Origin of the sequence: Nocardia sp. NPDC050408 (genome assembly GCF_044458905.1) — a bacterium.
Lineage (GTDB): Bacteria > Actinomycetota > Actinomycetes > Mycobacteriales > Mycobacteriaceae > Nocardia.
Genome location: NZ_JBITIL010000010.1, coordinates 143,263 through 166,641, shown reverse-complemented (window position 1 = coordinate 166,641; position 23,379 = coordinate 143,263). Strand labels below are relative to the sequence as shown.

Sequence of the window (23,379 nt, the reverse complement as noted above, 5' to 3'; positions counted from 1 at the left end):
CGCTCGGCTCCGCTGCGATCGTTGACGCTGTGTCCTTGGTGCCCTCGTCGCGTTCGGTCACTCACCGATGACCGGCGGGACCGTCTTCGGCGCGCTGTCGAGCCCGATGAGCTCTTCGCCGTTCTGCTGGTTGATCAAGTAGTCGGGGACGCCCTTGGTGGACTCGTTCTCGTCCTTGCCGCCGCGGCTGCCGGGTGAGCCCATGCCGGACATACCGCTGCGGCCCGTGGTCGCGGCGGTGGTCGTTGCCGCCGCGGCGGAGGTAGCGGTGCCGGTGGGTGCGCCGGTGACGGTTCGGCCCGGGGACTGGCTGGTCGTGCCGGGTATGCCACTCGGGCTGCCCGAACCGGTCGACGAGCCTGTGGTGGTCGGCATTGTCGTCGACGACGGGTTGGTCGCGGTGGTATCCGGCTTTGTCGTGGTCGGCTCGGTGCTGGCAGTGGGTGTCGTCGAACTATCCGTCGACTGGGTATTCGACGGGTCGGTGGACTGGCCATCCTCGGTGCTCGCGGGCTCCTGCTTTCCCGTCGGCTCGGTGCCGCCGGTGGAAGTACCGGGCTGGCTGCCACCAGGGCTGTAACCCGGTCCCACGGTGGGAGTTTCGCCCGGCTTGGCGGTGGGGTTATCGGGTTTCGGAATGACCGGGACGTTGGTGTCGGTCTCCTCGATGACCGGCGCGTACACGGTGCGCAGCACGCGAACCGCCTCGGCGTGCGCGGTGCTCTCGGCCTCGTCGTTATCGCGCCAGCCACGGCCCGCTACCCAGTGCCGAGCGTTTTCGACATTCGAACGGAGCTCGGGAGCATGCGGCACAAGGGCTTTGGTCGGTTCCAGGCCGGTTTTGAGTTCGGCGACCTTGCTGCCGGTCAGCTTGGCGGCATTGGCGAGTTGCATGGCCTGGGTGCTGTAGTCGCTGACAGCCTTGGCGACGGCATCGCGCGACGCACCCTTCCAGATGCTTTCATCGGTCGCGCGTTCCATCGCCTTGTTGAAGGTGTTCAGCGAGGTCTCGGCGCGTTTGCCGATCTCATTCCATGCGGTCGCCAGGTTGTCGACGGCAGTGATGTCGATCTTGTCGACCTTTTCACGCAGTTGGGAGGTCGTCGGAGTATCGAAGTCGTCGCGGTTCTTGACCGAACGCGGCCGGTAGTCACCGTGGAAGCCGATGCCATTGGCAGTGCTGCGGACACCGTCGCGCTGTTGGTTGTATTTGGTCTGCACGGCGGCCGGATCGACCCCCGGTTGACGTTCCTCGCCCGCGATCCAATCGGTGAGACTTCCGAGCATCGCGGAGCCGAGATCGCCTGCGCTCCACTCGAACATGCCGAATCCCATGGCTCAACCGCCCATCGATCGCAGCATCAACGTCACTCGGTGCGCCATCCCCACCCTCTCGACCCGTCCGGAGATCCTTACCATATCAAACGGTATCCCCCACCTGCCGCGCGTCGAATCGGCTCTGCGCTGGACACTCGACGAGCAAATCGGCCCGCGAGCAGTCCCCCCGGTTTCAGCCGCACAACACCGCGGGCGTCAACCGGCGATCAGGACCAACCCCTCTGGCCATCCCCCGACCTGACCATGCGGTGACGCCTCGACCTACGAAAGCGGCACCAGAGGAGTGCCATCCATGGCTTATCGCGGACGAAAAATTCGACCGCCGCGCCAAATCCGAGTTCGCGCAGAGCTTGTGACTTTCAGCTCGGCGTGTCATGCGGAGCGTCGGTGTGTGACCGCATCGAAGGTCTGCGTCAGCTCAGCGGGCGACATGCGAGTGCAGCTGCGACACAGTGGCATCGGCAACTCAGCGGTCGCGAGCGACACTCGACCTTCTTCGGCCGCCCGCGCGGTTATGCCCTCAGCCACAACGCAAACCGGCCCCGGACGGGATTTCCATCCGGGGCCGATTTCAGTCGACTACCCCCGCAGCACCGCGCCGACCGCGCCGGCGGCCGCAGCGACTGCCGAGTCACGCGCGGCACTCGCCTCGTCCTCGGTCAGGGTCCGGTCGGTGGCACGAAAACGCAGGGCATAGGTGAGCGACTTGCGTCCCTCCCCCGCTTGCGCGCCCTCGTACACATCGAACAGGGCGATATCTTCGAGCAACGTACCGCCGCCAGTGCGCAGCGCCGATTCGACCGAGGCAGCGGGCACCGACTTGGCGACGCTCACCGAGACGTCCTGCAGTACCGCCGGGAACGGGGAAACCACTGGGACGGGCCGAGATTCGCGCAACGGCAGCGCATCGAGATCGAGTTCGACGGCACAGGTGCGCGGCGGCAGACCCGCCCGCTCCAAAACGGCCGGATGCAGTTCACCCGCATGCCCGATGACCTGACCATCGACCACCAGCTCGGCGCACCGCCCCGGATGCCACGGCAGGTAGACCCCTGGGCGACGCTCGATGCTCACCCCCGCTGCATCGGCGACGGCGTCGGCGAGCGCGAAGGCATCGGCGGCCTCCGCCGGACGTCCGGCACCCCACGGCCCGCGCGGTTCCCGCCGACCCGTCAGCACCGCGCCGATATGCACCGGCTGCGCGGGCAGCGAATCGATCAGCTCCTCGATCTGCGCATCGGTCGGACGACGATCCACCGGCAACGCCGCCACCGCACGCACATTGGGACCTGGCAGCACTACCTGCGCGATCCCGAAGATCGCGAGATCGCGCGCACCCCGAGAGATATTGCGCGCGGCCACTTCCAGCAGCCCCGGCAGCAGCGTGGTCGCCAATTCCGCGCGCTCCACATCGAGCGGGTTCAGCACCCGCGTGGTGTTGCGGCGCGGATCGTCGGCGGCCAAGCCCCAAATGTCGAAAATCCCGGCGGCGAGGAACAGCGGCGGCGGCACCTCGACGCATCCGGCGAAGCCCAGCGCCCGACTCACCGCGCGCCGACGGCGCTGCGCGGCGGTCAGCCCGCGCCCGGCCGGCGCGGTCGGAATGACCGACGGAATCTGCTCCAGCCCCTCCAGCCGCAGCACCTCTTCGACGAGGTCGGCGGGCTGGGCCAGATCCGGCCGCCAGCTCGGCGGCGTGACGACGAGCTGTCCGTGCCCGGTGGTCTCATCGACACCCACCTCGACCGTGCAGCCGATCTGCGCGAGCCGACGCGCCGAGGTGCCGGTCGGATACACCACGCCGGCCACCCGATCGGCGAGATCGATATCGATCCGGATCGGCGGCGCGGCAGGCACCGGCACACGCACATCGGTGAGGGCGGATTGCACTGTGCCACCGGCGATTTCGGCCAGCAGCGTGGCAGCGCGATCGAGCGCGACGACATTGATCTCCGGATCCACGACCCGCTCGTAACGCTTACCAGCCTCGGAGACCAGCTTGTGCCGGCGCGCGGTCCGGTAGACCAGCAGCGGATTCCAGGTGGCGGCCTCCAGCACGATATCGGTCGACTCCGCGCCGACTTCCGTTGTCGCACCGCCCATTACACCCGCGAGGGAGACCACACCGGAATCGTCGGCGATCACCACATCCTCGGCATCGAGCACCCGCTCGACCTCGTCCAGAGTGCGCAGCGTCTCACCGTTGTCGGCGGTGCGCACGACGAGACCGCCGGTGAGCTTGGCCGCATCGAAGGCGTGCAGCGGCTGGCCGAGCTCGAGCATCACATAGTTGGTGACATCGACCGCGGGCGAAATCGGGCGCACACCCGACAGCAGCAGCCGACGCTGTAACCACCAGGGGCTCACCGCATTCGGGTCGATACCGATGATCCGGCGCACCGCGAAACGGGTGCACTTGGACTCCGGTTCGAGCCGGACCGGCCACGCGTCCTGCTCGTCATCGGCCAGTGTCCGCACCGCCGGATCCGCGTATTCGAGATCGAATCCGCACGCCAGTTCGCGCGCAAGACCGCGGGCCGAGAAGCAGTACCCGCGATCCGGCGTGATGTTCAGCTCGATGACCGTATCGTCGAGTCCGAGCAGCTCATTGGCGTCAGTGCCCGGTTCGGCAGTACCCGGCTCGAGCACCAGAATGCCCGAATGATCCTTGCCGATACCGAGTTCGGCGACTGAGCAGATCATGCCGTTGGACACATGCCCGTAGGTCTTGCGCGAGGAGATCTGGAATCCGCCCGGCAGCACCGCGCCCGGCAGCACCACGACAACCAGGTCGCCAACGGCGAAGTTCGTTGCGCCGCAGACGATCTCCTGCAGATCGGGGTTGCCGACATCCACCTTGCAGAACCGGATCGGCTTCTTGAACTCGGTCAGCTCGGTGATCTCGGCGACGCGACCGACCACCAGCGGCCGATCGATATCACCGGTCACCCGCTCGAGCTTGTCGACCTCTTCGACCTCCAGCCCGACGCGGACGAATCCGGCATCGAGCTCCTCCGGGGTCACCGACCAGTCGGGGGTGGTCCGGCGCAGGATTTCGGTCAGCCAGGACTGCGCTACTCGCACTTGACGTTTCGCTCTCTCGATCGAAGGTTCGTTGGAATCGACAAGCTCAGGACCGAACACCGAAGGGCAGCGTGAAGCGCACGTCGCCCTCGACGATGTCCCGCATGTCCGGGATGCCGTTGCGGAACTGCAGCGTCCGCTCCAGCCCCATACCGAACGCGAACCCGCTGTACACCTCGGGATCGATCCCGCTGGCGATCAGCACCTTCGGGTTCACCATGCCGCAGCCGCCCCATTCGACCCAGCCCGCGCCGCCCTTCTTGTCCGGGAACCACACGTCGACCTCGGCCGATGGCTCGGTGAACGGAAAGTAGTTGGGGCGCATACGCGTGCGGGTATCCGGCCCGAACAGGGCGCGCGCGAACGCGTCCAGGGTGCCGCGCAGATGCGCCATAGTCAGACCCTTGTCCACCGCCAGACCCTCCACCTGGGAGAAGACCGGGGTATGGGTGGCGTCGAGTTCGTCGGTGCGGAAGGTCCGGCCGGGGCACACCACATAGATCGGCAGCTCGCGCTCGAGCAGCGAACGCACCTGGACCGGTGAGGTGTGCGTGCGCAGCACCTGCCGCGAACCCTCCGGTGCGATATGGAAGGTGTCCTGCATCGTGCGGGCCGGATGATCGGGCAGGAAATTCAGCGCGTCGAAATTGAAGTGCTCGGTCTCGACCTCGGGCCCCTCGGCGACCTCCCATCCCATCGCGACGAAGACATCCGCGATCTGCTCGGAGATAACCGTGATCGGATGGCGCGCTCCGACGGCGTCCCGACGCGCGGGCAGCGTCACATCGATCGCCTCGGCGACCAGCACGGCCGCGTCACGCTCGGCGAGCAGCACCGTGCGGCGCGATTCGAAGGCCTCCGATACCCGCGCCCGCGCGACATTCACGCGCTTGCCCGCGTCCGCCTTCTCCGACTTCGGCAAGCTGCCGAGCGCACGCTGGGCCAAGGCCAGCGGCGCCTTACCGCCGAGATGCTCGGTCTTCGCGACCGCGAGCGCATCGAGATCGGCGGCCGCCGCAAACGCCTTCTCGGCCTCCGCCGCGGCGGCGGCCAATGCCTCTTCGCTCAGCGCTGCGTTCTCGACTCCATCGTTGTCGTCGGCCACGATCGTTCGTCTCTCCCCTGGGGATCGGTTGGCGGGTCCGCGTAATTGCCTACCCACATTGCTGCTGGTCGAATCGTATTCGATGCGCCGCGGCCGATTCATCCGGATTACCGCTGTGGCGCTTGCCGAGCGTGTGCCAGCTCGAACTTGCGCAGTTCACCCACGGCCAGCGCGGCTCGACGGCCAGCGGCAATTCGTTGATCGCCACAGCGCGCCGCAGTTCCATTTCCGACGACGAACAGCGCGTACCCCGCGACGAGGACCAGGATTGCGAACAGCGCACGCTTAGGCCTCGCCGCAGGTTGCGCCCGGTTCGATGCCCGGCACGCACCACTCATGTCCAAAAGCCCGTCGTGATAGGGCCCGGAAGTGGCGCGCACCCTGCGACGGCGGCCATACCAGAACGCAGCTGTGCGCCCGCCCCACGCGAATGACATGGGGCGGGCGCATAGCCGCCGATCAGTGTCGTGACGATCAGTCCACTGCGGTGATGCGGCTGGGCAACAGCCGGGAAAGCACCGCGCCCACCGCGACGATCGCGGCGCCGACCCACACGGCGGGAATCAGACCGTCGACGAAGCTCTGCGGATCGGTGTAGGAGCCGTGTGAGGCAAAGACCGACGCCAGCACGGCGACACCCATGGCGACACCCACCTCACGGATGGTGCTGTTGGTGCCCGAAGCCATCGCCCGATCCGCTGGACTCGCACTGGCCATCACCACGGTCGCACCGGGTGCGAATGTCAGCCCCATCCCGATGCCACCCAGCAGGAACGGACCGACGAATGCGAGGTAGCTCGCGTCGACCGAGGCCACCGCCGCCATCCAGGCCAGGGCCACCGCCAGCAACGTCTGTCCGGCCGTCAGCAGATTCCGCGCGCCGACCCGATCCACGACCAATCCGGCCAGCGGCGCGACCACCATCGGCGCCATCGTCCACGGCATGGTCCGGATACCGGATTGCAACGGCCCGAAGCCCTGCACTACCTGGAAATACTGCGCCAGCAAGAAGATCGAGCCGAAGACGCCGACCGAGAAGGTGAAGACGGTGGTATTGCTCACCCGAAATGCGCGGGAGCGGAACAATCGCAGCGGCAGCATCGGATCCGGTGTCCGCAACTCCCAGGCGATCAGCAGGCCGAGCAGCACCGCACCGCCGATCAGTGCGGCCAGCACGCCGGTCGAGGTCCAACCGTCATCGGCGCCGTGGATCACGCCCCACACCACCGCGAGCACGCCGCCCGCGGACAGCACCAGCCCGAGCGGATCCAGCCGCTTGGCCCGCCCGTGCGATTCGGTCAGCACCCGCGCCGCGAAGGGCAGCGCCAGCACGCCGATCGGCACATTCACCCAGAAGATCCACTGCCAGCTCAGCCCCTCGACCACCGCACCGCCGATCAGCGGTCCGAGCGCGACGCCGAGCCCAGAGATGCCACCCCAGATGCCGATGGCGGCACTGCGCATCTTCTCCGGGACCGCCGATGACAACAGGGTCAGCGAAAGCGGCATCACCGCGGCCGCACCGAAACCCTGAATCGCCCTGGCGGCGATCAACATCCAGGGCTCGGTGGCCAGCGCGCAGGCCGCCGATGCCGCTGTGAAGACCGCGATACCGGCCAGGAAGATCCGGCGGCGACCGAGCCGGTCCCCGATGGACGTGGCGGTGAGCAGCAGCGATGCGAAGGCCAGCGTGTAGGCGTTGACGAACCATTGCAGATCGGCGAGGGAGGCGCCGAGTTCGGTGCGGATCACCGGCAGCGCATTGGTCACCACCAGGTTGTCCAGCGTGACCATGAACATCGGGATGCCGACCGCGGCCAGCACGGCCGCCAGCGCGCGGCCGCCAGCAAGCGGTTCGACGGGCGCCTGCGGGGCGGCGGTTACGAGTGTCTCGGACATGTCCAGCCTTTGTTGTAATCGACTGATAACTAACTGCTCGGACAGTATGCATCGACTGATAACATGTCAAGGGCAGGCGGCCGACGACGAAGTGGAGCACGATGGCGAGTCCAGCCCGAACCCGGATGACCGCGACCGAACGCAGCGCGGAAGTATTGCGCGCGGCCATCACCGCATTCGCCGAATCAGGTTATGCCGCAACGAAAACCGATGAGATCGCGCGACTGGCCGGAGTTTCGCAGCCATATGTGATCCGCCTGTTCGGCACCAAACAGCAACTGTTCCTGGCCGCGGCGAACCAAGTATGCGACCGCATCGAAGACATCTTCCGCGCGGCCGCCGCCGAAGGCATCACACCCGACTCCACGCAGGACGAGAAGATGCGCGCGCTCGGCCAGGGCTACAAGACGTTCCTCAACGAACGCGAACTACTCCTGGTGCTGCTGCATGCCTTCGCCGCCGCCTCCGATCCGGCCATCGGCCCGAACGTCCGCGAACGCTTCGGCGGCATCTACAGCGTGATCCAAGAGCTCACCGACGCCTCCATCACGGAGATTTGCCGCTTCCTCGGCAACGGCATGCTGCTCACCGTGATGGCCGCAATGGGTGTCGCCGGCCCCGATTCGGTCGAGGTCTGCTGGGCCACCGACATGCTCGAAAGCCTCCGCGCCGAGGCGGATTAGCCGATCTTTCCCGTGCGGTGACGGCAAGGTCTGCGGATGCACAGTTTTGCTCACGGTGATCGAGACCGATGGCAACGGCGTCGTGGTGCCGGAAAATGCGCCGAGACCGCTTCGTCGCGGTTGATGGCAGCGCAGTCGATTTGTCCCCACGACCATGTCAGGAGTATCTCGCTTGACCACATCACTGCCGGTGAATCTCAAGCACACCAATGATATTCACCCCTCGGTCGATGTACCGCTGATACGCGAGGCGGTATGTCCGGAGCGGACGTTGTGGTCGCCGGCGGAATTGCGGGAATTGACCAGGTCGGTTGCCGATGCCATGGCAACACCGCTCCTGGACATCGTTCGGTTCGATCCGCAGCAACGTTGGTGGACCCGGCTGGCGCTGACCATGGGCGTCGAGGTGTGGCTGCTGTCGTGGGCACCTGGACAGGGCACCGAACCACACGATCACGGCGGTGCGTCCGGCTCGTTCACGGTATCCATCGGTGAACTCGGCGAGGAATACCGTCATCCCGGCGGCCCAGTCCGCACGACGCAATGGCGGGCGGGCGAAACTGTCGCCTTCGGACCTGAACGCGCGCACCGGCTGCGCAATCACAGCACCCGCCCGGCCGCTTCGGTGCACGCTTATTCACCACCGCTTCGACCGGTCCGCGAGTACCGCGCGCTCACGGATTTCGTGGGCGTATGAGCGAGCGAACATTCAACACAGCCGCCATGGTGGTCATGACGGAGCCGAGCGCTAGGGAGGCGCAATCATATAAACCAGTCCTCGCTCGGACGACATCTTCCGAGACGACCCGACTCCGGCACAGGCACTCGGGGACGCCGTCTCATGACAGTCCTCGAAGGACAAGCAGCAAAAGCGTTCCCCAGAGATCCCGGCCATGAAAGAAGGTACTGCTATCAGCGCCGAGGAAAGGCTCGACCGTGCACGGGCCGAACTGAATCGCGTCAACCCGCAGCAGGCGGCGGCACTGCTGGCCGAGGGCGCATTGGTCGTCGATATCCGCCCACACGCCAACCGGCTCGCCGAGGGTGAGATTCCCGGCTCGGTCGTGGTGGAACGAATCGTGCTGGAATGGCGGCTCGACCCGACCGGCACACACCGGCTGCCCGGCCTCACCGAGCACACACCGGTAGTGCTGGTCTGCAATGAGGGCTACGCCTCCAGCCTCGCCGCCGCCGACGTACTCGAACTCGGCCTGCACCGAGCCACCGACCTCATCGGCGGCTTCCGGGCCTGGCAAGCAGCTGGTCTACCGGTAGTCCCCGGCGGCACAACAGCCGTCCCCTAGCCCTCCGCCTCGAGCTTGCGGCGCCGAGCGCTCCAGCCCGAACTGTCGCATATCCGGTGCGCGCGGCGCAGAAGGCAGAACCTGCGCCGACCGCCATCGGATATCCGCAAAAATGTTCCATGCCTCAGCGGCCGCATAGCCTGGGCGCGCCTCACGGTCCAGTACAGCTCACTCACCCGAATCTCCCTAGGGCTCAAGGGATCCGAGTGTCAAGCATCTCCGTCAGTTTTATAGAAGGTAGAGCTATGCGAGATCACTACCGGATATGCGGCACCTCGCATGCCTATTTCGCGTGCTGAACCCGAGCGCTGGCATAGAGGGAGATCGCGGCCGCCGCAGCGAGATTCAGGCTCTCGGCACGGCCGTGGGTCGGGATACGTACACGATGATCTGCACGCGCGGTGACGGCAGGGTCAAGACCGTGCATCTCATTACCGAACAGCCACGCCACCGGACCGGCTAACAATTCGTCAGCCTCGTCCAAATCGACCTCTCCCTCAGCTGCGGTCGTCAACACCGTAATACCTCCTGCCGCAACGGCATCGAGTACCTCGCCGATATCACGATGCCGCGCGATCGGCACGTGGAACAGGCTGCCCGCACTCGCGCAAACGCATTTGCCGTTGTGCGGACCGACCGTATCCCCCGCCAGCACAACGCCATTCGCGCCCACCGCATCGGCTGCCGCATCTGACATTCGTCACCTGCCGCTCGACGAGTACCGGCGCCGGGTGAAGTCCCACCGCTTCGGCCTATCCGATCGGGGACCCGGCTTCTTCTTGCCCACAACCCCATCATCGACCACACCGGTGTCCCAAGTCGGCACTGCTCATCGTCACGTACGAAGGATCCTGTTCTCGCCCTCTTCGAAATCAACAGTCGCCCCGATTATCTCGATGTCTGAGGCGAGTCCGACAGGTAGGGCCGGTGCGATCCTTGCGTTGCTGCTGACCGTAGCGGGGGTCGCCGTAGTCCGCGAGGGCCCGACTCCTGCCAATAGTATGGCCCGGATAGCAAGAACGGACGGGGAACTCTGTGGCACAGGTCGTGGTGGCGACGAACAACAGGTCGATGCCGAAACTGAGCGGCGCGATCAAGGACAGCATCTACCGCTACCTCGACCGGATCGGCACTGATGACACCATGACCGATCTGCACATCGAGTCGCTGCCAGGGGCAGTCGACCCTCGAGTGAGGACCGGACAGGTCGACACCGAGCATCGCGTGATCATGTTCCGTATCGAGGACCGATTCGGCGATCCCACCTACATTTACCTGGGCACCTGGCACAACGATGTGGCGACCGAACTGGCAGCCCAGTCGACGCTGCAGGTCAACAAGGTCAACGGCGTGCTCGAGGGCATCGTCGGCGCCCTGGACGGCCACGACGACAGACGCAAGCGCACGGTGGTGCCCGACCGGAGCGGCAAGCTCACCGAACTTGCCGCTCAGTCGCCGACTGGCTACGTCAGCCGAGCCGGCTACACCCTTACGCAACTGACCGAACACCTCGGCCTCGGCGACGAACTTGCCGCGGCCGTGCTGGCGGCGCCGGATCGCGACGCCATCCATCTCGCGGCGCAGGATTCGTCGGTCACCTGGCAGCTCAACGCCGTCCTCGAACTGGCCGCCGGCCGCTCCATCAACGAAATCCGCGATGGCCTCGGCTTCACCGATCAGCCCGTCGACGACAATCTCGACGAGAACGAGCAGATCCTCGCCGCGCTGGCCCACCCCGCCACCAAAATGCAGTTCACTCTCGTCGACGACAGCGACGAGCTGCGCCGCGTCATCGAGGAGGGCGATTTCACAGCGTGGCGAACGTTCCTACATCCCAACCAGCGTCGATTCGTCGAGAATGACAACCGGGGTGCGTTCCGTCTCTCCGGAGGCGCCGGCACCGGTAAAACCGTTGTTGCCCTGCATCGCGCTCGGTATCTCGCTCGCCGGAACCCGGACGCTCGCATCATTGTCACAACCTTCAACAAGACCCTGGCCAAGGCATTGCAGGACGATCTGCGCACGCTCGATCCGAACATCATGCTCGCGGAGAAGCCCGGCGACAGGGGCGTCTATGTCGCCGGAGTAGACAAGCTCGCGGCCGCTGTTCTGAGCGGCCGTCGAGATCTGGAACAGAGCCTCGCGACAGTCTTCGGGCCGGGCTCCTGGACGCACCACAATCAGCGTCGCGGAAGCGAATTCGGTTGGGCCGAGGCCGTCGATATGGCAGGCACCGACCTCGATCCACGCCTGCGCCATCCGTCGTTCCTGGCTGCCGAATACGTCAACATCGTCCTGGGCAATCGTGTCACCACCCGCGAGGAATACCTGCGGGTGCCGCGGGCCGGCCGTGGCGTGCGGTTGTCCCGGCCGCAGCGGACGGCGGTCTGGCGGATCTTCGAGCGGTATCGCAAGAACGGCCGGACCGCCGGGCGGCTCACGTTCCCAGAGGTGCTCGCAGTCGCCGCTGCCGATCTGCGGTGGCGCTTCGAGTCGACCGGGGTCAGTCTTGCCGACCATGTGATCGTCGACGAGGCCCAGGACCTGCACGCCACGCATTGGTCATTGCTGCGCGCTCTCGTTGCCGAGGGCCCCGACGACCTGTTCATTGCCGAGGATTCACACCAGCGGATCTACGGTCAGCCGGTGGTGCTCGGCAGGCTCGGGATCAATATTCGCGGCGGCAGGTCCGCCAAGCTGACCCTGAACTACCGCACCACCGCCCAGAATCTCCATTTCGCGGTGAGCATCCTCGACGGTTCCGAGTACCGCGACCTCGAAGAAGGAGCGGAATCCACGGTCGGCTACACCAGTGCCCGGCTCGGCCCGAACCCCCGGCTGATCGAGTGCCGCTCCAGCACCGACGAACTCCAGGCCATCGCCGACCAGATCAAGCAGTGGACCACCACGGACCAGGTTGCGCCCGGCAATATCGCTGTTCTGACCCGGGCACAGCAGGATCGTGACCTGATCGTGCGCGCCTTGCGGGAGCGCGGCATCGATGCCGAGGTCCTCGATGACGACCTGCCCGCGGGCGGCCGGGCCCAGGTCCTGACAATGCACCGGGCGAAAGGTATGGAGTTCCGGTGCGTCATCCTGGCCGGAGTCGATCGCGAGCGTGTGCCGTCCCAGGCGCAGCTGCGCGGAATTCCGGAGGAGGAAGTGGCCGAGGCCCAGCAGCGCGAGCGATCGCTGCTGTACGTCGCAGCCAGCCGCGCCCGCGACGAACTCGTGGTGACCTGGAGCGGTCAGATCTCGGAACTGCTGGCCTGATCTCGGTGGGGCGTGTGGGCATTCGTAATGTGCCCCACCGTCCGGTCACCGTCCAACCAGTAGCGCACCCAGCTGGTTCGCCGCATCGGCAGCCTCGACCGGAATCACCTGATAGCCGTCCCCACCCAGGCCCGAGTCCCGATCGGTGTCCCGGCCTTCCACCACAACGATCTTCGCCGACGGCCACGCCAGCTCCACCGGCCAGTAGTGCCTCCCTTCCTCGATACCGATCTCGGGCTGCGGCACACCAGCTTTCGCGAGCTCGACCAGCAACGCCCGGACCGCATCCGACACGTCGGCCGATGCCAGATCCCACCGGACTGCAGCAGGGCCCGAATCCACACCGGCCAAGCCGAGGCCGCTGAACACCTCCAGGGCACCTTCGCGGGAGAGCTTGTCGTGATGACGCTCGTTGCGGTACGAGCGCAGGCATCCGTAGCAGGAGGTCTCTGCACCACAATCGCATTGCACAACCCGGTACGCGGCCGAGCGCAGCACCCGATCGAGCTCGGCGGCAATCTGTTTCGAAGCGCCCGCGCCAGCCGGGACCGTGTCGAACAGAACGATGCTGCGGCGCCCGTCAGCACTCCACGACAGGGTGCCGTCGATATCGTCCCGGCTGATCTCGAGCGCCTCCGACGCGCCCTCGAGCATCGCGTAGAGGACCGACATCCACCGGGCTTCGGCCTCCGGGGTGTAGGAGAACTCGGAGGAGAAGGTGATCTCAGCGACGTCGGTTTCGTAGCGGTGTGCCAGCGATACCACTTCCAGTGGACCGGAGCACGCGCTGCCGGTCGCCGGCCGGCTGTGGGATTTGATCTTGTTGCGATTCGCACCGATCGGGTCTGCCCAGCCACACCATCCGCACAGTAGGAATCCGCTGCCTGCTCCTTCACCGATGACCGCCAGCCGGGCCCGGGTGCCCGCGCGTGCCCGCACTTCGATGCCGTCCTCCGTTCGCCACGGTGGCAGTTCGACCGATTCACCGATCGTCTCCACGTAGCTGGCACCGAACCAAGCCCGCTGCGGTGGTTCGGATTTCACATCCTCCGGCATCCGATCCGCCACGAATCCGAACTCCGGCAGCACGCACCGCTTGGTCGGCCCGAACTCGGTCTCGCAGTTCGGGCAGACCGGCGGGCCATCGAGGACGTGCCCGCACTCGAAATGGTTGCACTCCTTACACACCCGGTACTGGAGCGACTCGAGTTCTCGCTTGGGCAGTTTGTGCAGTCCGCGCGAGGTCCACAACTTCCCGCCAGCCACCACCTGGTTACCGGGCGCATAGTCGTAGATCGCCTGTCCGAGATCACGCGACAGCTCGAGCCGGGCACCGACTGTTCCCTCGCAGTGGGAGGTCCGCAGTTCCACGGTATCGACCGGGAATCCGTATTTCGGCAGCACATTCTTGTTGGCCAGGTAGCCGAGCAGCTGCCGGTCGCTGATGGTGCGCAGCGTCTTCTGCAGCTTGTCGCCGAGCCCGAGCTGCCGATCGGCCACCGCCTGCTTGATCAATTCTTCGAATGTCGCTATATCGGTGCGGATATCGTTCTCGGCGTCGGCCAGCTGGTCGCAGAGCCGCTCGACCCACGCGTCGTCATCGACCCCGATCTCGCGCCGGATCCTCTCGGGCAGTGCCGCCCGCAGCGAGGCGCGCACAGGCTCTGGCACGGGACTCAGAAACTCCCGCACCTGGGCGGCCGGGGAATGCTGCGCCCCCGCTGCGGGGGTGAAGAACTGGCCGGCCGTTCGCCATTCTTCGCCGCTGCGGTCATAGCAATGCCGGAAGTAGGCGGCCAGCGCGATGGAATATGCGTGGCGGCGGCCGATTCGGTCGTTCTCGATGGGAATCCAGGGAATCCGCATTCGGCCCGCGATCATGGATTCTGGACTTTGGAACTTCGACAGGTCGTGCGAACTGCGTTTGGCGTAGGTCACCACTAGTGCGGCCGAGGCGGCACGACGACCGGCCCGCCCGGCGCGCTGCACATAATTGGCGGTCTTGGGTGGCATATTGCGCAGCATGACCGATTGCAGGTCACCGACGTCCACACCGAGCTCGAACGTGGTCGAGCACGACAGCACGTTCACCGCTCCGGAGATGAACTCGCGCTGCACTTCCGCGGCCGCGGTGGCCTCCCACTGGGCGGTATGCTCGCGCGCAGACAACGGCAGCATGGCCAATGTGCGATAGGCAGTTCGATAGTGGTTCGTGTCCGCGACCAGGCTCGGGAGTGTGAACGGGGTCAGCTGCCCATCGCAGTTGCCCTGGGGGCACAGGTCGCGAATGTTGTGAGTGGTCAGACGGCGGCACGCACCGCACTGGAACCAGTGGCAGTCCGAACCGGGGCGAATCCGCAACTGTTCCTGGTCGAGCTGATAAAGCACACCCGCGACGCGGTCGTTCTCCTCAGTGAGGAATTGATTCTCCAGGAGGAACGTCCAGCACGCCTCGAGCACCCGTTCGGCATCCACCGCCGCACCGGTGGCGGCGAGGACCTTGCGCAGGAACAGAATCCGGTTGTTGGTGGTGCCGGGCTTACCGCCGGGCAACCAGCTGATGATGCGACGGTCCCGGTCGGCGGTGCGTGACCGGATCCTGATTCGGTTCGCCCGGGGCTCGAAGATCGATTCCTTGATATCGACATCGGGCAGCAGGCTCATCGCCCCCTGCAGTCGGATCGTCTTCACCAACTCGTCGAGCAGACCCCAGAACTCCTCGTCGGTGAGACCGATCCTCGCGAATCCCGAGGGGATCCGGACTGATCGAGGCCGGAAGAGCTCGACGGACATCAGCCCGAGCCCTTCCAGGGACATTCGCTGGTCCATGGCCATGAGCTCAGCCATCACCCACGGGTTGACGGCACGTCTGAGCGCCGTGCGGGTCGCCCGCTCGTCGAAATGCTCAGCGTCTACCGCAATCTTGCGCGCGCCTTCGGCAAGATCTTCCGGGCACAGCTGATCCCCGGCGTTCTGCGGCAGTGCCAGAACTTCTGCGAGGTAACGACGTTCGAGCATGCGCCCGTACGTCTCGGCAAGGTAAGGAGCCGCGAACGCGGCTGCTTGCCGCGAGTCGGAGAACATCAGCAGCTTGCGTCCGCCCCCGACATTCTCCGCGGTCTCGTCGTCGGCGGGCGGCAGGTTCTGGTACAGCGCGGTCGTGATAACCGCTGGTGCGGCATTGGTATCGGTACGCAACCGCCGGATCACCTGTCGGGCCCGCGCACCACATTCGGTGCACTTGCTCATGATCCGTTGCGCCACAGGATGTTCCCGCACACGCAGGACAGGCCCACCCGGGCATTCGAGTCCACACGATCCCGCGCCGCCGTCGAGCTTTCCACATCCCGAACACAGCGAACGGATCCCGGTGTCACGACCGGTGCCGGTGTCTTCGTCGAGGGTGGCGTCGTCCTCGTCGGTGAGATCGGCGCCGTCGCTGTCGGTGAGGACCAGCCATTTGACCCGTGAATCCCGTTTGGCCGGGCGGAAGAACTCACGTCCACCGTCGAATTCCAGCTGGCCCGCCAGGTGAACCGCGCCGCAGCGCTGGCAGGTGCCGAATTCGAACACCGCACGGCCGGTCACCGGATCGATCTCATGCCGTCCCAGCAGCACAGTCGGCTCGGAGTCGGTGAAACTGACAAAGGCTCCTTCGGTCGCCCGAACGAACAGGTGGTATCGGGCGGACAGCACCGGATTACCGTCCTGACCGGTGACTTTCGACCCCAGCGTGACCAGTGCCTCGAGCTTGGTCACCGCGAGGTCGTCGTCCGGCCAGAGCTTCGCGGCCAACTCGTCGACGCTCTTGGGTCCGCGTCCGGCATGCGCCGTGAGGTCGGCGGTGCGGCGTTCAGCGTGCAGCGCATCGGCGATATCCCCCGACGGCACATTGGCGCCGATCCACGTCAGGTCCGCATCGGGCTCGGCCAGCAGCATCAGCTTGTCATCGTCGAGCTGCCACGTGGGTTCGGGTCTGCGCGGCATCCTGGTCGCAATCACCAGATCCTGGCGGGCCGGGTCGCTGTCGATGAACTCGAACGGGGCATCGAAGAGCTTCTGCGCGAAGGCTGTTGCCTCGTGCCCCTGTTTGTCGTCGGTGCTGCCGGACAGCGATGCCGATGTCGCGATGCACTGCAGGGGCCGGTTACCCGCCACCCGGTCACGCAACCGGCGCAACAGCAGTCCTACCTCGCTGCCCTGGGCGCCGTCGTAGACATGCGCTTCGTCGAGCGCAACGAAGCGCCATGTCCCCGAGTGCTTTCCGTCGAACAACTCCATGTCGCGTGGACGCAGCAGCAAGTATTCGAGCATGGCGTAGTTGGTGAGCAGTATGTTCGGCGGGGACTCCCACATCTCCTCACGACTGAGCAGCTCATTGGGCAACCGGTCCGCTCCGGGAAACATCGAACGGTAGGTCGCTTTGGCATCAGCGCGGCGCTGCTTGGTCTCCCCGGTGTAGCGGCCGAAGGTGATATCCGGGGTGGCGGCGAGGAGCTGGCGAAGTCGCTTCAGCTGATCGTTGGCCAGTGCGTTCATCGGATATAGCAGGAGCGCACGCACACCGGGCCCCAGCGTGCCCGCCGCCTTCTGCGCGATCAGCTCGTTGAGAATCGGTAGCAAGAAGCTCTCGGTCTTGCCGGAGCCGGTTCCCGTACTCACCACCAGGTTCCGGCCCGCAACCGCTTTGCGCACGGCGGTCTCCTGATGCCGGTACAGCGGACGGTCCAGCGCCATCGTCTCGGTGAACTCGATGAAGTCATGGTGCAGGACCCCTTCGGCGATCAGCGACCGTAGCGATGCCCCGGCAGCGTACGGCGGGGTGAGCTCGAGCAACGGCCCCTTGGTGAGCAGCGAGGTCTTGTCCACCGCATGGTCGAACGCGGTGGCCAGCGCCGGATCACGTGGTGCCAGAAGCGTTTTCAGGTACCTCTTGTAGCCGGCTTCGATATCTGCGCCGGCCGCGAGGGGATCGAGCCGCTCGGTCACCGTGGTTCTCCGATCTTGCTGACGAGGTCGTGGTGCAGGGTGTGGGAGGCGAGCGCATCGGCGATGAGCACGTCCGTACACACCAGCGCGGGACACAGTTGGGCAAGGCGCGCCCACGATTCGCGCATCGGTGCAGGCATCGACCAATCGCGGATCACCGATCGCGCGCGCAGGCGGGCCACGGCGGCGAACAGCAGCGATTGCATCGACACCAACAGCCAGGGGAATTCGGTGGTGTCGGCACCGGTCAGTGCTTCGTTGCGAGCCTTGACCATGTCGTAGACCGGCGGCGATGCGCGGCGCAGCAGGGGTATCAGCTCCGCCGAATGGACTGTCATCGCCGTGCGGGCGGGGTCGTCCTGCCAGGCGAGGCGTTGCGCGAATGCTTCGAACACGGCGCTACGGCGGGTATCGGCATCGAGCATCGCTGCGGGCACGATCTCGCACGCTTGCTTGAGGGCGGCGAACTGCTCCTCCGGCATGTAGTGCAGCGCGACCGTTGCCGCATCGAAGATGTCGGTGCAGACGCCGCGGACATCGCCACCGAGCAGGTCGATGAGCTGGCTGCCTCCGTAATTTGTCAGGTCGGCCCTCAGCTCCACGGCGGCACCGGAATTCGCTTGTTGCAGTGCGACGAACGGCAGGTCGGCGATGCGGATCAGGCAGCCGAGCCACGGATCGGTGAGGGCGCCGGACCGGATCGGTGAGGACAGGTCGCGTTCGATCAGTCCACTGCTGATCAGCAGGGCGGGGACATCGTTGAGGGCGATGATGCTGCGGTCCAGTGCCTCCACCGAGGACCGCGGGTCGGCGCGAAGTACATCGAGCAGGGCGGACCGCACCGACGACCGGGGGACCTGCCCGCCGCTCCGCGCGGCAGCGAAGACTGTCCACACCTCCGGCACTGCGGAACTCGTGTGCGGTAGGTCACCGGCGCCGGCCAGGAACCGGGCCAGGTTCGCCCGGCCCGGGTCACTATCGCGCATCCAGCCGGTCTGCTGCACGCTGTGGGCGGTGTCATCGGGATGTTCGGGTGCGGCAATCACTGTCCACGGATCATCGACGAACACCTGAACTGTCAACGGACCGGCACCAACGAATTCCGCAGGTAGCGTTGCGCGCCCGTCGACCAGCGGCACCTGAACCGGCGCCCGCCATGGCGCAGTGCAGGGCCAGACGTAGGCGGCCAGATCGGAGTCGGTCGCCCCGTCGAACACCAGGTCGGCATCGTCGAGCCGCACGCCCGTGCACAACCGGCGCGGCTGGATCCGGGCCAGCGTGACCGCGGTGGTCGCACCGTCGGCGGTGTCGATGCGCACCACGATCCGTGACCGGCGCATCGAACGCGCGGTGTCGATGAATTCCCGGGTCGGGACCTGAAAGACGTTGTCGCGGAGGACCTGCGGCTCGGCGATCTGCCTGACGCCGCCGGCGTCGTCGGTTAGAACCACGTCGACTTCGACCGAGCCGGGTACCCGCGCGGCCACGGTCATGTACTCGGCCAGATCGTCGACGGTCAGCACCGGCGCCACCGTCCGCCATCGGGCAGCCGCTCCGATCGGATCCACCCGAAGTTCCACGGCGGGCGGCCGAACCATCAGCCGTTCGGTGAGCTGGCCAGATACCACGACGATGGCCGACTCCCGGACCGTGGCACCGAATCCGAGCTCTGTCTGGTCGGCCCGCAGCGGCGCCACAGAGGTCACCGTCGTGCTGGTCGGCGCCAGCCCATCCTGCACGGGGACGCGGAATTCCGCCGCATGCTCGACGGCGAGCCCTTCCGCTAGGAACAGACTGTGCCGGATGTCCTGGCCGAGCGGCCCGCTGATGACGACATCGAACAGGCCGAGCAATCCGGATTCGAGTCCGTCGAACGGGTCGAGCGAGACCGGCTCGGTATCCGATTCCCAGACGTCGTCGGCAAGCCAGTCGACGGTGCCGGAGCGCCGCACCCGTACTCGCCAATTCACCGGTTCTACGGCATGGGCGGGCAGGTCGACGGCAGGGCGCTCGGCATAGACCGGCATTCCCGACCTGGTGTAGACCCCGTCGATGGGGTCCGGCAACACCAGGCGCGCGGATCCTGTCCGCCGAACCTGCCGCGGTGGGCCGGACCTGTTGTCGTCGCGAAGCAGTACCGCGTCGGTGTCGGTCAGGTCGTAGACCCGAGCTACCCAGTCACGCCACCCCACCGGCACGGCGTCCGCGAAGTACTCGAGCGCCGCTCCTGTGTGGGCGTCACGCAGCTGCGCCCGCGCGGGATGAACCGCGACGACCTCGCCACGTGGCAGTGCCACATGACGCGACAGGTGCTTCCCCTGATCGTCGAACAGCAACAGCGGATCAGCCTTGTCCACCAGCGAGATCCGATAGTGCACGCCGGTGCCCTCATGACGCAGCACCACTTCCCGGACCCGGTGCGGTACCGGCACCGATGTCGGCGGCTGCACCTCACCTGCCGACAGGCCCCAACCGCGGCGCGCGTGCACACTGGTGGTCTCACCGTCGAACGACACCAGCCAGGGAACATCTGCGGACTCCGCTGGGTACGGCACCTCGACGACGATCTGGTCGTCGGTGCGCGAGTATGCGAGGACCGGGCGCCGCGCTCGCACGGACCGTGTCGCGGCCACCGCGACAGCTCCGAAAGGCCGTTCCGTCCACCGTTCGATCAACGCCTCGAGCAGGAGGCTCGGCAGACCGGTAGTCGAGGTGTCCAGGTTCAGGTCGTTCGCCAAATCTGGGTGTTCCCGCGTGTAATCGGCGAACTCGATGATCCGGTCGACGATGTCGACAGCCACCTCGCCACCGTGCTGCAGGAAGTTGCGCACCGGAACGTCCAGGTGGTTCATGCGGTATTCCAGCCCCGGCTGGGTCAACCAGTCGAAGACCGCCGCCCCGCTCGGATCACGTCCTTGCGCGATGTGCTGTTCGATGATGTCGACCAGATCGTCGAGGCAATGCACGGGTACACCGGCATGCACCGCCATCATCTGGACGTATTGGGTGTTCAGCTCCGGGAATTCGCGCATCTTGAACTTGCGGAGGAACACCGGAAGCCGCGCCCGCAGCAGGTTCTCGAAGTCCTGTTCCCGTACCAGGTGGAGTTCATCCCAAAAGCTCTCCCAATATTTGCCCCGCTCGTAGTCGAGGCCGGCATGACCGATCAGCGTCGTCAGGGTCAAGGCCGGGAAGGTGTCGATCAACCGGGGTGCGCCCAGCTGTCGCCGATGTTGGCGGATGACTTGGCCGAGCAGGTCACGGGTGCGCACGATCTCGTCGTAGTCGAGGTTAAGCTCCGCGAACAGCGACACTTGCTCGAGCCGTCGCGCCTGGCGAAACTCCTCGTTCTCGGCCTCGCGCCACGCGAACGTTTCCGGCACGGCCCCTCCCCTCCACCACGCCGCTACCCCATTGCGCCCGCGGCAAACATTCAGAATCGCCCACCCATCATCGCACCACCCTGCGATGCTGTGGGCCCGACTCGGCCATCTCGGGTTCGCCGATCCCGCGCACAACCGGCTCAGCCGCTACCCTCGATCCAGGCCGTGCGGGGCGGGAGCGGGAAGGTGATGCGGCGTGGGAAACGTACTGGCGGAACGGATCATCGCGATATTGCGCGCGCAGCCGAACCTGAGCGCGCCGCAGATCGCCGCGAAACTCGCCGACCCCGATGTCGACCGCTCCACCGTCAACCGCCTGCTGTATGCCGAGCGATCCCGCTTCACCATGGATTCGACCACCAACCCGCCTCGCTGGTCGCTGAAAGCAGACCCGAAGCAGATTCCCCGGGAACCGTCGCCGACCGAGGTGGCGGAGGACGGCGATGTACCTCCCCTGCGGACATGGCAGCGGCGCATGTTGGCGCAGTGGATTCGCAACGGGCGCAAGGGCATTGTCGAGGCGGTCGGCGGTACCGGCAAGACAGTGCTTGGTGTCCGTGCGGTTGCCGAAGCCGTCGCGGCGCACACCCCGGTGGTGGTCGTCGTCGCCGATGAAGAGGCTCGCGCCTGCTGGCTCGACGAGCTGGCCGTTGTCGCGCCCGACTGCCGCGTCGCCGGGCTTGGCAGCAGGTCACGACCTGGCGCTCAGCGAACGTGGCAGGTCGTGATCGTGATGGCGTCGACCGTTGCCAGGCTCCGTCAGATCGCCTCCGCCACACAGTGTTCGGACGCGCTGCTCGTCGTCGACGATATCGACCGGTACGGCAGCGGACTGTTCGCCCAGGTGCTCACCGAACAGTTCTCAACTCGCCTTGGGCTCACCCGTGGGCTCGATCGGGGTGACCACACGGTGCGAACCCAGCTCCTCCCGTACTTCGGACCGATCGTCGTGGGCTGCGACTACGAGATTGCCTGGGCCGACGGATTAATGGACCCGGTCACCCTGGTCCAAGTCGGCGTCGAGCTCGATGCGAAGGAACGCGCTCGACTCCACCATCTGCAAGCGCTGGTCGACCGCGAGTACGACACCCTGACAGGCAACTACGGCGCACCCGAATCGGGTACCGAGTTCTCGATATTCGTCGAAGCGCTGGCGGCAGGTCGGGGTTCCGGTGCCCACCACGCGAACCGGTATCTCAGCGCTGTCACCGATCGCGCGACGACGCTGGCCGAATGCCGAGCCAAACTCGATCTGATCGGCACCCTCCCTGCCGATGTCCTGACAGCGACCCAGACTGTCGTCTTCACTGATCGCCCGGTGGCCGCGGGACTGGTCCATCGGGCGCTCTCCGCGAATGGTGTTCCAGCGGCCATGACAGGGCCGTCACTCAGCGCAACGCAGCGGTCCGAGATCGCCGACGGCTTGCGTGACCGATCACTGTCGGTGCTCGTCGAGCAGCGAGTTCTCGATCTGTCGCTCACCGTCCCGGGGGCTGAGATCGTGCTGATCCTGGCCCGCTCCCGCGACAACACCCAGCTGACCCACCGGCTGAGCCGCGTTGTGCATTCCGGCCGGCCGTCTCGCCGTCGGCTTGTCGTGATGGTGTTCGTGTCCGGTTCGGTCGATGATCCAAGCCGCAGCGACGCGAGCATATCCGCGCTCATCGGCCCGCTGGCCATCGATACGGTCCGTACCGACACCGCCGGTCTGGTCGCGCTACTTCGCGAATGGCACTGCACAGCAACAGCGGTCACCCACGACGAGGTTTCGGCAGCAGACCGTACGATGCGAGAGCCCGGCGCGGAGGATGGCGGCGCTGTGGCGGTGACCGACGAGGCACCCGCATCGGAACCCGCCGACCGCAGAATCGATCACCAGCAGGACGCCGAAGACGACGCCGAGCCAATCGATTCAGGCGATCTCGAATCGTCCCGCCACGCCGAGTTGCTGTCCGAACTGGCGAGCCTCGGCAATATCGCCACCAGCGAGGAAGTCGGCGATCTCATCGGCTACGCCGATCCGGCAGACTTGCGCGACATGGTCGAATCCGCAGTCCGCGCCGAGCGGCTGGTGTTCCACGAAATCGGCGACGACAGTGACGATCTGCTGCTACTCGGCGTCGACGACGGCGCCGATCGGCATCACCTGCGCGCGGCCGCCGAGCGAATCACGATATGGGCCCACACCGCCGAGGACCCGATAGGAGACATGTACGCGCTGATGTCAGACCTGAACGACGTGTCGGTCCCCCCGCATCGGCTTGTCCAGATCGCAGCCTTCCTTCGTGGCACAACCCCGAAAGCACTGCTCTAGGTGCTCG

The 23,379-nt window shown here is 66.1% G+C and carries 11 protein-coding genes and 1 pseudogene; 5 read left to right on the top strand and 7 right to left on the bottom strand.

Annotated features, from left to right (window positions below):
• Positions 1-57: 57 nt before the first annotated feature.
• The 4 genes from ACIBJI_RS26770 to ACIBJI_RS26755 form a co-directional block, all read right to left on the bottom strand.
• Positions 58-1,323, bottom strand: coding sequence for a hypothetical protein (locus ACIBJI_RS26770; RefSeq protein WP_364352324.1), 1,266 nt, complete (start codon positions 1,321-1,323; stop codon positions 58-60).
• Between the two features lie 594 nt (positions 1,324-1,917).
• Positions 1,918-4,422, bottom strand: coding sequence for a phenylalanine--tRNA ligase subunit beta (pheT, locus tag ACIBJI_RS26765; RefSeq protein ID WP_397086396.1), 2,505 nt, complete (start codon positions 4,420-4,422; stop codon positions 1,918-1,920).
• A gap of 46 nt (positions 4,423-4,468) precedes the next feature.
• The gene (pheS, locus tag ACIBJI_RS26760; RefSeq protein WP_396959927.1) at positions 4,469-5,527 is read right to left on the bottom strand and encodes a phenylalanine--tRNA ligase subunit alpha; all 1,059 of its coding nucleotides are present in this window, start codon (positions 5,525-5,527) and stop codon (positions 4,469-4,471) included.
• 474 nt (positions 5,528-6,001) lie between these two features.
• A complete protein-coding gene (locus tag ACIBJI_RS26755) occupies positions 6,002-7,426 on the bottom strand; it encodes an MFS transporter (RefSeq protein WP_397086394.1) in 1,425 nt (474 codons plus the stop codon).
• Between the two features lie 101 nt (positions 7,427-7,527).
• On the opposite strand from ACIBJI_RS26755, the gene ACIBJI_RS26750 reads away from it, so the two are divergent.
• From ACIBJI_RS26750 to ACIBJI_RS26740, 3 genes are all read left to right on the top strand, one after another.
• Positions 7,528-8,109, top strand: a complete 582-nt coding sequence (locus ACIBJI_RS26750) for a TetR/AcrR family transcriptional regulator (RefSeq protein WP_396959923.1) — start codon at positions 7,528-7,530, stop codon at positions 8,107-8,109.
• A 172-nt stretch (positions 8,110-8,281) separates the two neighbouring features.
• Positions 8,282-8,806, top strand: a complete 525-nt coding sequence (locus ACIBJI_RS26745; protein WP_396959921.1) for a cysteine dioxygenase — start codon at positions 8,282-8,284, stop codon at positions 8,804-8,806.
• A 196-nt stretch (positions 8,807-9,002) separates the two neighbouring features.
• Entirely contained in the window at positions 9,003-9,413 is a 411-nt protein-coding gene (locus tag ACIBJI_RS26740; protein ID WP_397086392.1) for a rhodanese-like domain-containing protein, read from the top strand.
• Between the two features lie 283 nt (positions 9,414-9,696).
• On the opposite strand, the pseudogene ACIBJI_RS26735 reads toward ACIBJI_RS26740, so the two are convergent.
• Positions 9,697-10,095: pseudogene (locus tag ACIBJI_RS26735) on the bottom strand (TrmH family RNA methyltransferase); the annotation flags it as partial.
• A 353-nt stretch (positions 10,096-10,448) separates the two neighbouring features.
• Here ACIBJI_RS26735 and ACIBJI_RS26730 point away from each other — a divergent pair.
• A complete protein-coding gene (locus ACIBJI_RS26730; RefSeq protein WP_397086390.1) occupies positions 10,449-12,686 on the top strand; it encodes a 3'-5' exonuclease in 2,238 nt (745 codons plus the stop codon).
• A gap of 45 nt (positions 12,687-12,731) precedes the next feature.
• On the opposite strand, the gene ACIBJI_RS26725 is transcribed toward ACIBJI_RS26730, so the two are convergent.
• Both ACIBJI_RS26725 and ACIBJI_RS26720 read right to left on the bottom strand, forming a co-directional pair.
• On the bottom strand, positions 12,732-17,675 hold the full coding sequence (locus ACIBJI_RS26725) for a DEAD/DEAH box helicase (RefSeq protein WP_397086388.1): 4,944 nt from the start codon (positions 17,673-17,675) through the stop codon (positions 12,732-12,734).
• On the bottom strand, positions 17,672-21,058 hold the full coding sequence (locus ACIBJI_RS26720) for a hypothetical protein (RefSeq protein WP_397086386.1): 3,387 nt from the start codon (positions 21,056-21,058) through the stop codon (positions 17,672-17,674). Before ACIBJI_RS26720 ends, ACIBJI_RS26725 begins: the two co-directional genes overlap by 4 nt.
• A gap of 196 nt (positions 21,059-21,254) precedes the next feature.
• Here ACIBJI_RS26720 and ACIBJI_RS26715 point away from each other — a divergent pair, with 196 nt between their 5' ends.
• Positions 21,255-23,372 (top strand): DEAD/DEAH box helicase family protein, encoded by a 2,118-nt coding sequence (locus ACIBJI_RS26715; RefSeq protein ID WP_397086384.1) that lies wholly within the window; start codon positions 21,255-21,257, stop codon positions 23,370-23,372.
• Positions 23,373-23,379 lie beyond the last annotated feature (7 nt).

What these genes read in the sequence shown, in the direction of transcription:
- ACIBJI_RS26755 (WP_397086394.1), bottom strand. Translation starts at nt 7,426, where the DNA reads ATGTCCGAGACACTCGTAACCGCCGCCCCGCAGGCGCCCGTCGAACCG.
- ACIBJI_RS26740 (WP_397086392.1), top strand. Translation starts at nt 9,003, where the DNA reads ATGAAAGAAGGTACTGCTATCAGCGCCGAGGAAAGGCTCGACCGTGCA.
- ACIBJI_RS26770 (WP_364352324.1), bottom strand. Translation starts at nt 1,323, where the DNA reads ATGTTCGAGTGGAGCGCAGGCGATCTCGGCTCCGCGATGCTCGGAAGT.
- ACIBJI_RS26750 (WP_396959923.1), top strand. Translation starts at nt 7,528, where the DNA reads ATGGCGAGTCCAGCCCGAACCCGGATGACCGCGACCGAACGCAGCGCG.